Source organism: Halodesulfovibrio sp. MK-HDV, assembly GCF_009914765.1.
Lineage (GTDB): Bacteria > Desulfobacterota > Desulfovibrionia > Desulfovibrionales > Desulfovibrionaceae > Halodesulfovibrio.
In genome coordinates this window covers 1-13,534 of record NZ_WYDS01000028.1, presented here as the reverse complement: position 1 = coordinate 13,534, position 13,534 = coordinate 1, and the positions used below count along the sequence as shown (strand labels likewise).

Annotated in this window: 9 protein-coding genes; 6 read left to right on the top strand and 3 right to left on the bottom strand. The window is 46.1% G+C overall.

Going from position 1 to position 13,534, the window contains the following annotated elements; translation table 11 throughout:
* Nucleotides 1-12 precede the first annotated feature (12 nt).
* Entirely contained in the window at nt 13-1,362 is a 1,350-nt protein-coding gene (locus tag MKHDV_RS17270; RefSeq protein ID WP_160717521.1) for a hypothetical protein, read from the bottom strand.
* A 506-nt stretch (nt 1,363-1,868) separates the two neighbouring features.
* Nucleotides 1,869-3,425: a cobyric acid synthase gene (locus tag MKHDV_RS17265; protein WP_160717519.1), complete on the bottom strand. Its 1,557-nt coding sequence runs from the start codon at nt 3,423-3,425 to the stop codon at nt 1,869-1,871.
* 204 nt (nt 3,426-3,629) lie between these two features.
* Here MKHDV_RS17265 and MKHDV_RS17260 point away from each other — a divergent pair, with 204 nt between their 5' ends.
* The 3 genes from MKHDV_RS17260 (at nt 3,630) to dnaK (ending at nt 9,112) form a co-directional block, all read left to right on the top strand.
* The gene (locus MKHDV_RS17260; protein WP_160717517.1) at nt 3,630-5,771 is read left to right on the top strand and encodes an AsmA family protein; all 2,142 of its coding nucleotides are present in this window, start codon (nt 3,630-3,632) and stop codon (nt 5,769-5,771) included.
* Nucleotides 5,772-6,230: 459 nt separating this feature from the next.
* A complete protein-coding gene (locus MKHDV_RS17255; protein WP_160717515.1) occupies nt 6,231-6,788 on the top strand; it encodes a nucleotide exchange factor GrpE in 558 nt (185 codons plus the stop codon).
* 389 nt (nt 6,789-7,177) lie between these two features.
* Complete coding sequence (gene dnaK / locus MKHDV_RS17250) at nt 7,178-9,112, top strand: molecular chaperone DnaK (RefSeq protein WP_160717513.1); 1,935 nt, start codon at nt 7,178-7,180, stop codon at nt 9,110-9,112.
* Between the two features lie 3 nt (nt 9,113-9,115).
* On the opposite strand, the gene MKHDV_RS17245 is transcribed toward dnaK, so the two are convergent.
* The gene (locus MKHDV_RS17245; protein WP_160717511.1) at nt 9,116-9,256 is read right to left on the bottom strand and encodes a hypothetical protein; all 141 of its coding nucleotides are present in this window, start codon (nt 9,254-9,256) and stop codon (nt 9,116-9,118) included.
* Here MKHDV_RS17245 and MKHDV_RS17240 point away from each other — a divergent pair.
* From MKHDV_RS17240 to gatA, 3 genes are read left to right on the top strand one after another with little or no spacing between them, the layout of a single operon-like run.
* Nucleotides 9,248-11,455, top strand: a complete 2,208-nt coding sequence (locus MKHDV_RS17240) for a penicillin-binding protein activator (RefSeq protein WP_160717509.1) — start codon at nt 9,248-9,250, stop codon at nt 11,453-11,455. The genes MKHDV_RS17245 and MKHDV_RS17240 overlap by 9 nt on opposite strands.
* A 15-nt stretch (nt 11,456-11,470) precedes the next feature.
* Entirely contained in the window at nt 11,471-11,755 is a 285-nt protein-coding gene (gene gatC, locus MKHDV_RS17235; protein WP_160717507.1) for an Asp-tRNA(Asn)/Glu-tRNA(Gln) amidotransferase subunit GatC, read from the top strand.
* An 18-nt stretch (nt 11,756-11,773) separates the two neighbouring features.
* On the top strand, nt 11,774-13,237 hold the full coding sequence (gatA, locus tag MKHDV_RS17230) for an Asp-tRNA(Asn)/Glu-tRNA(Gln) amidotransferase subunit GatA (protein WP_160717505.1): 1,464 nt from the start codon (nt 11,774-11,776) through the stop codon (nt 13,235-13,237).
* Nucleotides 13,238-13,534 lie beyond the last annotated feature (297 nt).

Here is a 13,534-nt window from a genome sequence, read left to right as displayed (position 1 = left end):
TAATGCTTGCGGCTACAACTTCATAAGGTACGCCAGCGCATAAAATGGCGGGCGGTTTTCATGCGCCTTCGACCCACCTACTTCACTGACAGTCCTCACAGCCGTTGTTGTACGGTTAGCGACCATCAGATCATTAAACGTTGAAGTGCCATCAGCCTTGAATGCTCGCATAGAATGCGAATGTTTCGGCATCTGTTCTACCGTCAACGTTACGGTATTTGCGCCCCCCGTTGCTCCTTGAGAATAACTTCCTCCGGCACCCGCAATAAACCTGTCACGTAAATCCGGAGTAACCACGCTGAAGCCATCAGGAGCGCTGTATGTTCTACCGTCACATAACGCATACTTTGCATCTGGCGCTCCAGTCATTCTATTCACAGGATGCCCAGCCCCGTTCACTGTCCCTTTAAACGGTACGACCATACCACTCAGCAACTCATCAACTGGGTCTGCAGGATTGTTGATGGCCTGATTAATCAAGCTTTGCGCACTATTAATTAAATTTTGTGCATTTGACACTAACGTCTCGGCATCAGACACAACACCCTGCGCCTTAACTACTTCTGCTGCTGCCAAACCAACTTGCGCTACGCTGTCGTTCTTAAGCTGTCGTGTATCTTCTTTTATTACTGTCAGATCCTGTGTGGCTTTTGCTACAACAGGCTGCATTCCGTCATTAATAGCTGTAGTAACCAAACCCTGAGCACCATCAATCACTGTCTGAACATCTTGCACTAAGGTTTCTGCTGTGGACACAACCCCCCGTGCCTTTACAACTTCAGCAGCAGCCAAACCTACCTGTGCTACGCTGTCGTTTTTAAGCTGAAGTGTCTGACCTTTAATCACATTTAGTTCACTTTTTGCCGTGCCCACAAATTGCTCAGTCTCACTTTTAAGAGCCTCAACATCATTTTTATTGTTTAAGGCATCTTCAACTGATTGCGCTAAATCCTGCATTAACTGCTTAGGGGTTGTAGAAGAAGTAGCAGGAACCTGTACGCATCGCTCCAAATCTTCCCGCTGCTGCTGCAATGCGAGTGTCAGTTTATCAGACATCCGCTCGATAACTTCTGCACTCAGTTTGCCTGCATTCCGCAAATCCGTATCTTGCGTGAGCGGTACATCTAGGAACAGTGTCATTTTTTCATCTTGCGCCAATGGAGCAACACAGCTTCCGCCACCGCCCTCCAGCAGGTCAATTGAATAATCTGTGCCATACACAAGCTGAGCATCCACCCCAGCAACCGATGTTTTAATCGCCTGCACATGCTCCGGTTCTATGAACGTAAACAACACCGGCCAGTTCCCCTGTGTACCGTCGCCTACATATTTATGCACTGTCCGCTGGCTTGATATAGTCATTCTTCCTCCGTACCCTAAAAAGTTACTCTGGTTTTTCCAGAGCACCATACACGATCACTACCCAAATCCGCATGGTGCAACGTGGGGTTAGGCACAGTTTTTCTTTTTTCTTTTACTTTTCTTTTGTCTCCGACGCCTATGGCGGTCTGCGACGCTTTTTATGTCTCCGACGGCTGGGGAAAACCTTTCTGTAGAAAGGTTCTTCCCCAGACCCCTTTCCAAAGACTTTTATTTACAACCCAGCCCGTAAAAAGTGTTTTCTCACGGCTTATCCTCACTCACTTGAATAAACAAAAAAGGGCTGTCCTATTTTAATAGGACAGCCCTTTTACAATTAGCGAAAGGTAGTGACGCGAAAGCCGCGAGGTGGTCTTAAGAAAAGAAAGACCTCGCAGATAAAAGTTTTTGGAGAGTCCAGAGAACCTTGTTTCAACAAGGTTCTTTGGCCGCCGGAGGCATAACATCGCCAGAGGCTCGTCAAGGAGACATCGGAGGCATCACATATATTACAACCCAAGAATCTCGTAAACTTTTTTCATATCGAGAGCTTCGCGGACGGTATCTGCAAGCCGATCGAGCGCTGGATCTATTGAGAACGAAGCCTGCACACCTTGCAACGGGGTAAGACCTTTACGGCTGCGCAGATCGTTAATGAACGCCCTGCGGAAATTGTCGTCGTCAAAAACACCATGCAGATAGGTGCCCCATACGCTTTGGAAAAGATGATTTCCTGCGAGACCGAAACCGATGATTGTTCCATCTTCACGGGTTATTACAGATTGCATTTTTTGCGATCCTGTTGACTCGGTCACACCGTGATGAATCTCATATCCCGTTACGGTATTTCCTGTTGGGATATGAATGCCTGTCACTCGTGTAAGAACTTTTTCTTCGCCCATTATGGTGCGTAAAGGCAGTAGCCCGAGCCCTTGCTGTGTGGCGTGCAGATGAATATTCTCTGAGCTTGGGGTTTGCTCCACGTATTCGATGGACGCGGGATCTGACACTGTTTCCCCGAGCATTTGGAATCCGCCGCAGATGCCTGTCACAACACCACCGGCTTCGGCAAAATTTTTAACGGCTGCGGCTAATCCACTTTGGTGCAACCAATTAAGATCGCCTGGAGTATTCTTAGAGCCGGGAATGATAATACAGTCTGGATTGCCAAGGTGTTCGAGAGAATTTACAACACTCAGCGCCACATCCGGTTCGATGCTAAAGGCGTCCACATCTGTGAAGTTGGCGATGTGAGGAAGATCAAGAAGCACGATGTCGAGAGCATCATCACGTAAGGGTAATTGGCGCCCTATTGATTCCTTAAATGTTACGGAATCCTCTTCAGGCAGTCCAAGCTGCATCAGGTACGGCACTACTCCGAAGAACGGCTTGCCTGTGCGGTTTGTTGTAAACTCAAGAGCTGGATCAAGCAGTGTCACATCACCACGAAAACGGTTTAGAATAAAACCTGCGACTAAATCTTTCTCCCATGCATCCAGCAATTCCATTGTACCTACGAGGGAAGCGAATACGCCGCCTCTATCGATGTCACCCACAAGCAGCACTTTTGCTTTTGCATACCGTGCCATTGTCATGTTCACGATATCGTGCGCTTTCAAATTTATTTCAGCCGGACTTCCAGCACCTTCAAGCACCATCACATCGTGTTCTGAAGCAAGAGAATCGTAAGCTGTCTGCACATGAGCAAAAGCGGTCGGCTTATACTTCATGTATTCCTTCACACGCATATTTGCCACGGGCTTACCCATTACGATAACCTGTGAACCTGTATCAGAAGATGGCTTCAGCAATACAGGGTTCATCCGTACATCAGGCTCAAGTCGACACGCGGCAGCCTGTACAGCCTGCGCGCGCCCAATCTCTTCACCATTTGGCGTTACAAAAGAATTGAGCGCCATATTCTGAGATTTGAATGGAGCGACGGAAAGCCCATCCTGTAGCAGGATGCGACAAAGTGCGGCTGTTAGCACACTTTTACCGGCATTAGAGCTGGTGCCCTGCAACATGAGTGACGGAGTGGTGGAAGAGGTGACTGTATTATTCATGACGAAACGTGTACCTATTTTTTGCTTTACCTACCAGCATGAAAAAACACATTATAGCCAGCGTCCTGCGCAAATTTGACATGCGCACATAATACATATCATATACTATGTTCATAAAGTTTGTAGAAATTTTTACGTAATGTTACTGAAAATATTAATAAAGTTGAATTCCGCTATCTTCTCCAACAACAAGAGAGCTCCATTATGAATCCGATAGCTAAAATTATTCTCGCGGTAGCAGGTACGCTCGTAGCCTTATTGGTTATTGCAGCAATATCCCTCACAACCCTTGTAGACCCTAATGACTACAAGCAAGAAATTACCGATGCCGTCTACGATGCCACAGGCAGAGAATTAACATTCAAGGGTGACATGTCCCTTACATTCTTCCCATGGTTTGGCGTAAGCCTTGGTGAAGTTTCCATGAACAACCCGGAAGGGTTCCCTGATGAGCCGTTTGCCTCTGTCGCACAGGCTAAAGCCAGTGTAAAAGTTATGCCGCTCTTTTTGCGTAAGATTGAATTTTCTGATGTTGTTCTGAAGGGATTAACACTCAATCTTATTGAAAACAAAAAAAGCGAGAACAACTGGACATTCGTACCGCAAAAATCCGCTCCGGAAAAATCCAAACGACGCGGCTCTATTATCGAATCATCAAAACCTAAGGCTGCAAAAACAGAGTCAATGGCTCTTGCCGCCCTGCTTATAGAATCACTGTCCATTACTGACACCAATGTCACATACGAAAATCAGCGCGAAGGGAAAAAATATTCCATTAAAGATCTTTCACTTACTTCTTCCGCATTTCGTGCAGGAGAAGCATTTACGCTGAATATAAATGGAACGGCTGTCTCACAAAAACCAGCCATTGAATCTCCGTTCCAGCTGACACTGAATGCCAAGCCTTCTGAAGACTTTAATATTATTGACGTGACAAATATTGACATAACACTTGAACCAAAGGGCAAAGATTTACCGGGTGGACAGGCAAGCATCCATCTTAATTCCGCTCTTACGGCGCAGCTTAAGAACCAGTCCATTATTGTACATAAGAGTGAACTTTCAGCGTACGAAACCAAGCTGAATCTTCACGGCCAAGTATCCTATTCAAATGAATTAGATGTTCAAGGACACATGGACCTGAAGGCTGACTATCGAAAAATAGCCAAAGCACTTGGCGTATCCCCTCCACAGCCAGCAAACGATAATTCAGAGCTCATACTTTCCATGCAGCTCAAAATTGTTCCTGACAATATTGCACTTGAGGATATTCAAGGAAGTCTGAGTGGATATCCCCTTGATGGTGATTTCCAGTACTATTTCGGCAGCACTCCGCAATTGCGTCTGCGTCTTAACGCGGAACAATTAGACCTTGATCCATATATTGCACTTGCTAAGTTATTTCAGGAAAATGAAAAGCCTAGCAAAGAAACAAATAAAAAAGCAAAGAAACGCACAAACTCTTCTGCAATCAAAGCACGTAATAATAACGTCGAACTTCAGGCTGAAAAAAATATTGCAAAATCAGTCGCACCGGAAACGCTTGCTAAGCTGAATGCAAACATCGATGTAGCCATCAATAAAATGGTCGTTAATAACCTCACTATTTCAGACATTAAAGTTCTGGGCGAAGGTAAAAACGGCGTTGTAACAATCAACCCGCTTCGTTTCCGAATCTTTGACGGTGATGTAAACAGCACTGTGAAAACTGACTTACGCGGTGCGCTGCCAGTATCATCTATAAAGCTGACAACCGATAAGATGAATCTGGCGAACATTACAAAAACACTTACCGGTACCGAGTACGCAAGCGGTAAACTCTTTGTGAATGCATCCCTTTCCGCTTACGGCGTTACACAGGAAACTGTGAGTACAACCTTAAATGGGAAAGCTACATTCAACGCAACAGAGGGTATTCTTAGAGGTCTGAACATCCTCCCTCCAGGCGCTCTTGATCTCTTGGATGGTTCACTGCGCAAAAAAGTTGAAAGCTCTCTTACTGCACAGCCATACCAAGTTATTCGCGGTACCCTGTTTGCTAAGAATGGACGCATCTCAAACAATGACTTTATTATGAAAGCAGATGAGCTGAATGCAAAGGGCAGCGGATTCGCCAATCTTGCATCAGACTCTATCCATTATAAAGCAGATCTCAAATTCGACGACGTTCCGGTTATTCCTGTCGTGATCAATGGCAGGCTTTCGAAGCCATCTTACGGCGTTGATATGAAACGCTTCCTCGGCTCTTCCGTAGAAGACATCACGAAGCAGCTTCTTGATAAAGATAGCAAAGATGAGAACCCACTCAAACAACTCGAAAAGGGTTTGAAAAATCTCTTTAAATAACTCGTTCTCTCAGCAATAACATTTGCTGACATTGAAAATACAATTAGCTGCCCTGCATATGCGGGGCAGCTTTTTTATTTGTTGGAATGGAAAAGTGCCCCGCCTGTGGTATAGTGCACCTTAACGCGCCATCAGAATAAGGGCATTTTGCATTTCCCCATCAACCATTCAAAATATTACTCACAGCTGCTCTCTGATTATTTCAATATAGTTAACATGTTATGGGTGCAGACGACGAGCAATTTCAACCCTGCATCTTGACAGGCGGTTACCTCGTTGTTACCCGTCTGTTCACGATGTGCTAGTAGATGTAGGAACTTGCGTTTCATTAGAGAAAAGCACACACCGTTGTCCTAAACCTGAACAATGTACGTTTGGGAAAAATATATTTGCACTAAAAATTCGTCACTGCTTTTACTATTACTGTAAAGCAGCATAAGGATATAAGGAGCTAACAGAATGGGTGAAGATACTGTGAAATCAGAAGAAACAGCAGAGACCACTGAACAGGAACAAGCTACTGAAATTGTACTCTCTGACGAAGAGGTACAGAAGCTTGCAAAAGATCGTGTTTGTCCTGACTGTAACACCATGCAGGATGCTGAAGAAGTTCGCCTCCGCTGCCTCGCAGAGATGGAAAACTTTAAAAAACGCCTCCAGCGTGAACGCGAAGAACAGTTCAAGTATGCAACTGAATCTGTGCTGAGCGATCTGCTCCCTACTCTGGACAACCTTCAGCTCGCCATCGACTATGGTCGCAACCTTGAAGGTTGTGAGAACATGCTCATTGGCGTTGAAATGACCCAGAAGCTTCTCCTTGATGCTATCGAACGTCATGGTCTTTGCCCACTCGGCAACAAAAATGAAGAGTTCAACCCTGAAGTGCACGAAGCTGTAGGTCAGGAAAATTGTACTGAAGTTGCTGAAGGCCACGTTAAGCAAGTAATGCAGCGTGGATACAAACTTAAAGAACGCCTCCTGCGTCCTGCGAAAGTTATTGTTTCCGGCGGAAAATAGTTAGCTGGTAAACAATTTTGCGTGCACACGCATTATTATGTACTCAATGGCTGTCGGTTTTTACCGACAGCCATTTTTTATATGATGAAAATATGGTAAGAATACATGGTTGCTTGATCGTCCAGCAATGTTTTCTCAACTTTTTCAGTTTTTTTTACAGATTTTCAAAAAACACATAACCTGCTGATATACTAGTTTTTTACCCTTGATTACATCAGTATAAAGCATTAATTATCCTACGTTTGGACAAAAAAAATAACAAATGCCCCTTGCACGTAAAAAAAAACGTGCTTAAATTTTGGAACATCAAAGACTAAAAGCCAGACCATTCTGGTTCTTTATAATTTAAGATAATATTCGTGAGAGTTTTCTCATGAGGAGGTTTGAACATGGGTAAAATTATTGGTATCGACCTTGGCACAACTAACTCTTGTGTCTACATCATGGAAGGTAAAGATCCTAAGTGCGTAACCAACCCAGAGGGTGGCCGCACAACACCTTCTATTGTAGGTTTCACCGATAAAGAGCGTCTCGTTGGCGATATTGCTAAACGTCAGGCTGTAACCAACCCTGAGCGTACTATCTTTGCAATTAAACGCCTCGTTGGTCGTCAGTTTAACACTCCTGAAGTACAGCGTTGGGCTTCCCACTCTCCGTACGTAATCGTAGAGGGTAAAAACGGCGAAGCTTACGTTGAAGTAGAAGGCCGTAGCTACTCCCCTGCTGAAGTATCAGCAATGGTACTTGGCAAACTTAAAGCTGATGCTGAAGCTTACCTTGGCGAAGAAGTAACTGAAGCAGTTGTTACTGTTCCTGCATACTTCAACGACTCTCAGCGTCAGGCTACTAAAGATGCAGGCAAAATTGCCGGTCTTGAAGTTAAACGTATCATCAACGAACCTACTGCAGCTTCACTTGCATACGGTCTCGATAGAAAAACAAACGAAAAAATCGCCGTATTTGACCTTGGCGGCGGTACTTTCGATATTTCCGTTCTCGAAGTTGGCGACAACGTAGTTGAAGTACTTGCAACTAACGGTGACACCTTCCTCGGTGGTGAAGATTTTGACCTCGCTATCATCAACTATCTTGTTGAAGAGTTCAAAAATGAAAATGGCGGCCTTGATCTTTCAGCTGACCGTATGGCTCTGCAGCGTCTTAAAGAAGCAGCAGAAAAAGCTAAGAAAGACCTTTCCACTTCCATGGAATCTGAAATCAACCTGCCGTTCATCACCGCTGATCAGACTGGTCCTAAGCACCTTATGCTTAAGCTTTCCCGTGCAAAACTTGAGACTCTCGTTGGAGACCTCATCAAGCGCACTGAAGGCCCTTGCAAAAAAGCTCTTGCTGACGCAGGCCTCAAGCCGGGCGACATCGACGAAGTAATTCTCGTTGGTGGTATGACTCGTATGCCTCTCGTACAGAAAATTGTTTCTGACTTCTTCGGTAAAGAACCTAACCGTTCTGTTAACCCGGATGAAGTTGTAGCTATGGGTGCAGCAATTCAGGGTGGTATCCTTGCTGGTGACGTTAAGGACGTTCTTCTCCTCGACGTTTCCCCGCTTTCACTCGGTATTGAAACTCTTGGCGGCGTTGGTACTAAGCTCATCGAGCGTAACACCACAATCCCTACCAAGAAATCTCAGACCTTTACCACCGCTGCTGACAACCAGCCTTCAGTATCTATTCACGTACTGCAGGGTGAACGTCCAATGGCGTCTGACAACATGACTCTCGGTCGTTTCGAACTGACTGGTATTCCAGCAGCTCCACGTGGCGTTCCACAGATCGAAGTTACTTTCGACATCGATGCTAACGGTATCGTAAGCGTATCCGCTAAAGATCTTGGCACCGGTAAAGAACAGTCTATTCGCATCACAGCTTCTTCCGGCCTCTCTGACGATGAAATTGAAAACCTCGTTAAAGAAGCAGAAGCACACGCTGATGAAGATAAGAAAAAGCAGGAAGCGATCGAAGTTCGCAACCAGGCTGACACTCTTATTTACACAACCGAGAAATCAATCAATGAGCTCGGTGATAAACTTGATGCTGAATTGAAAGCAGAACTCGAAGGCAAAGCAGAAGCCCTTAAAAAACTTCTCGAATCTGAAGAACCTGACGTAGAAGCTGTTAAAGCCGCTACTGAAGAGCTTTCTCAGGTTTCACACAAGCTTGCTGAACAGCTTTACGCTCAGCAGGCTCAGGGTGCTGAAGGTGGATGTGCAGGCGGCGGTTGTGGCGCTGGCGCAGACGCTGATGCCGGTGCTCAGCAGAAAAAAGACGACGAAGATGTTGTTGATGCTGACTACACTGAGGTAAAATAATTATTAAAATTCCGGCAGACGGGTAATAACACCACTTACCCGCATCATGCCCTTGCATTTGCCGGTTGTTATGATTAACTTGGCCTGATTCGCAATTATGCGGATCAGGCCATTTTTTTTATACGGTATTACTTTATGAAACATACATCTTCTTTATCATTACGTGGTGTAATTTTTACACTTCTGGTTATGACCCTAGCAGTAGCTTCCCTTACAGGCTGTGGGAAGCAACATATCTTAACTCCGCAAGCTACTCCTTCAAGAGGCGCAGAGAATCAGCTTTCTAAGCAAGCTCGAGTTGCCTACGACAGCGGAGATTTCACTACAGCCAGCTCACTTTATGACAGAGTTCTGCAAAAGCCGAATTTGTCTAAAGCAGAAAAACGCAGTGCATGGCGCTATTTCGCGCTCAGCACAATTAAAAGCGGAAGAGCTTTCCTTGGATTACAGGCTCTGGACAAGTGGCAGTCAAGCCAGCCCGGTGCGATCGACAGCACCGAATGGCAAGATGCGTGGGTGTTAGCTATTAAGCAACTCCCGCAGGATAAAGCCCTTGTTATTCTTGAATCCACCTACAGAAACACATCCAAACCTTGGGGTTTGCGTGCTAACGCTGCTCTGCTCCTTGCTGGAATTGAGTGGAAAAAAGGCAATACAGGCGCTGCACTTACGTCGCTTGAAGATCTGTATGCAAAAGCACCAAATACCAAATACAAAGCTGCACTTGAACGCCGACTCTTTTCAGAGTTAAACGGAGTTGATGCACAGTTGCTTGGTACCCTTGCCGGGTATCTTACTCCGCAAAACGAAATTACGTACCCATACTCTCTTATCCTGCTTGAAAAAGCGCGCCGCGCTGCAGGTGACGAGCAGAACTGGCCGTCTGCATGGGCAGCTATCGAACGTCTTCGTGCGTTAGGTAAGCTGGCAGATCCGACTATTATCGATTCCGTGCTAGCTCCATTGCAGCAGGAATTCGGTGAGCCAGCACAGGGCATTGCACTTGCACTGCCACTTACTGGACCTTACGGTACTATTGGCTGGAAAATTCTTCGTGGTGCAGGCATTGCCCACTGGCAATTAACCAACAGCGGTCATAACTTTGCACTGAAAGTTATTAATACTGAGTCCCCGACATGGGAACAGGAGCTTGCAGAACTGCCTGAAGGCTTCACAATTGTGGGTGGTCCACTGCGAAAAGAAATTTTCCGCAAAATCCACGATCGGGACCTTACAGAAAAACACGCTTTCTTCAGCTTCCTTTCTTCTCTTCCAGCAGGAACAGAAGGAGAAGATGGCTGGAGATTCTTCTCAAGCCCTAAAGACCAAGTTCGAACCCTGCTCAACTTCGCGCAGTTTGATCTAGGTATTAATAACTTCGCAGCACTGTACCCTAATGAAAATTACGGTAGAAAAATGGTGGAGTTATTTACAGAGCGCGCACAGCAGCAGACTCAGTCTCCTGTTATGACAGCAAGCTATGCACCAAACGAGCCGCGAGGCTGGTCTAAAGATGTAAAAAATATTCTCATTAAAAGCGATCGGGAAAACAAAGAATTCCAAGCAGATAATGGGACTTTTGAAGATCAATTAAACTCCAAAATGAGCACAGGCCAATACAAAGAAATGCCATACAGACCGGCATTTAAGGCTGTGTTCCTTCCGGATAGCTGGAAGAATATGGAATCCATCATTCCTCACTTCTTCTTCCATCAGGAAGATCGTGCAGTTTTCCTTGGCCCTACATTATGGGAACAGGGATTATCCGCAGGCAAAAAGCTGGAATCTCGCTACTACAAGTTAGCAGTATTCCCTGGCATGTGGAACCCATTCACCCCTACCGACGCTTCCAAGCAGCTGGTTCAGGCTATGAATGATGCAGGTCTCGGCAAGCCGGATGCATGGGTTGGCCTTGGATATGACTTTATCCGCCTCGCAGCGGGTATGGGCTCCATGCCTTCTGATTGGGATGACGACACAGTAAATGAAAAACTTGCCTCTGCACAGAACATGGACTGGAGTATTGCTCCGATCTCATGGGACGAAGATGGCAACGCTTCAGAAAATCTGTTCTTGTTCCGTCCTTCCAGAAACGGTTTTGTACCAGTAAATCCTGAAGCATTTGCAAATCGCGTTAACACCGTACGAGTTCGTCACGATGAGCGCATCCAGATGATGATGGATCAGGCAGATACAAAAAAAGCTGAAGAACTTGGAGTTTCTGTGCTTGAGTACCGCAGACAGCAAGAGGTTGCTATCGACAAGGCACGATCCATTGAAACTGCTGAGAGAAAAAAATCCGGCCTATTCTCTTTCGAAACTACACCAGCCACTTCTCAATAACCGGAGACGACCTCGATGAGTATTACTCCAGAACGGGTAGCACAAATTGCTAAGCTGGCCCGACTTGAACTTGATGACGAAAAACAGCGCCTGTTTGCAGGCCAGTTTGAAGATATTCTTGCGTACATGGACACCCTGAATGGGCTCGACACCGCCGGTACCGAACCGTTGTACAGTCCTGTAGAACAGCCGACACCTTTACGTGAAGATAAAGCTGAAAAACGCTTTGCACGCGAAGACATTGTTTCCAACGCACCGGAAACTGATGGCAAGTTCTTTATCGTTCCTAAGATTGTTTAACGGCGGAGTCTCTACCACATGTCATTTTTGTACGAAAAATCCCTGAGTGAAGTTCGCTCCCAGCTGCTTGCAAAAGAGCTTACTGTTACTGAAGTAGTAGAAGCGTGCATTAAACGCATTGAAGAAACCGAACCGTCCATTCAGGCGCTCATTTCTGTTCAGGCTGAAGAAGCCCGTGAGCAGGCTCGTGCTATGGACGCAGCAGGTCCCGATGCTAGTAAACCTCTCTGGGGTGTGCCGCTTACAGTTAAAGACCTTCTTTGTACCAAAGGTACTAAAACTACCTGCGGTTCTAAGATTCTTGAAAACTTTGAGCCTTTCTACGACGCTTTCGCAATCGCAAAGCTGAAAGAAGCTGGTGCAATTCTTCTTGGTAAAGCAAACATGGATGAATTCGCCATGGGCTCTTCCACTGAGAACTCAGCATTTAAAGCAACCAAAAACCCTTGGGATCTTACTAAAGTCCCTGGTGGTTCTTCAGGCGGCTCCGCTGCATCAGTAACCGCATCTCAGGTTTTCGGCACCTTAGGTACCGATACTGGCGGTTCAATCCGTCAGCCTGCGAGCCTCTGTGGTTGCGTTGGGCTTAAACCGACCTATGGTCGTGTTTCCCGTCGTGGCATGGTTGCTTACGGTTCTTCTCTTGACCAGATTGGACCAATGACCCGTTCTGTTGAAGACAACGCACGCATGTTACAAGTTATTGCAGGACATGACGAAAGAGATTCCACCAGCGTGGACGTGCCTGTAGACGACTATCTTGCAGCGTTAAACCGCAAAGACCTTAAAGGTCTCAAAGTCGGTCTTCCTAAAGAGTTCTGGGCAGAAGGCCTTGATGGCGAAGTTGAATCTGCATGTCGTACCGCAGTTACCAAACTGCAAGAGCTCGGAGCAGAACTTGTGGAAGTTGAACTTCCACATTCTTCATACGCAATCGCGACCTACTATATTATCGCAATGGCAGAAGCCAGTTCCAACCTCGCCCGCTTTGATGGCGTACGTTACGGCTTCCGCAGCGAAGATACAGAAGATTTGCTCGACATCTACGTAAAATCACGTTCCGAAGGTTTCGGGGACGAAGTACAGCGCCGTATTATGCTTGGCACCTACGTCCTTTCCTCCGGCTACTACGATGCATATTACAAAAAAGCTGCACAGGTTCGTCGCCTTATCCGCGAAGATTACCGGAAAGCTCTGGAAAAATGTGATGTGCTTGTTGGCCCAGCATCGCCAGTGACAGCGTGGAAAGTTGGCGAGTTTACCAGCGATCCGCTCAAGATGTACCTCTTGGACATCTACACCATCTCCCTCAACCTTGCTGGACTTCCGGGCTTGTCCCTTCCAGTAGGCTTAGGTGCAGATAGCAAGATGCCAGTAGGTCTTCAGCTCCTCGGTAAGGAATTCGACGAAGCGACACTCTACGGAGTTGCGTCACTTCTTGAAAAAAATACCGAACAGCTTGGTACTCCAGCAGGATTATAGCTAACTTCACCTGACCATACTTATGATACACTAAAGGGAAGTCTGCTCGCAGGCTTCCCTTTGTTTATTCATGAGTCTTTGGCTTGCCTCTGGCGGGTCTCCGACGGCTCTCCGAGGGGCAAGGGCTCTGCCCTGCACCCGCAAGGGGCTTGCCCCTTGACCCTATTTAGGGGTGGGGGGTAAGCTTGGTAACAATTAAAGCTCACTCAGTGTGCTAGCTAATTACTCTAAAAGTCGTCGTCATCAATAATACGCAGCCAGCTATTAGTTGGAGCATTATCTTATTGATAAACAAAA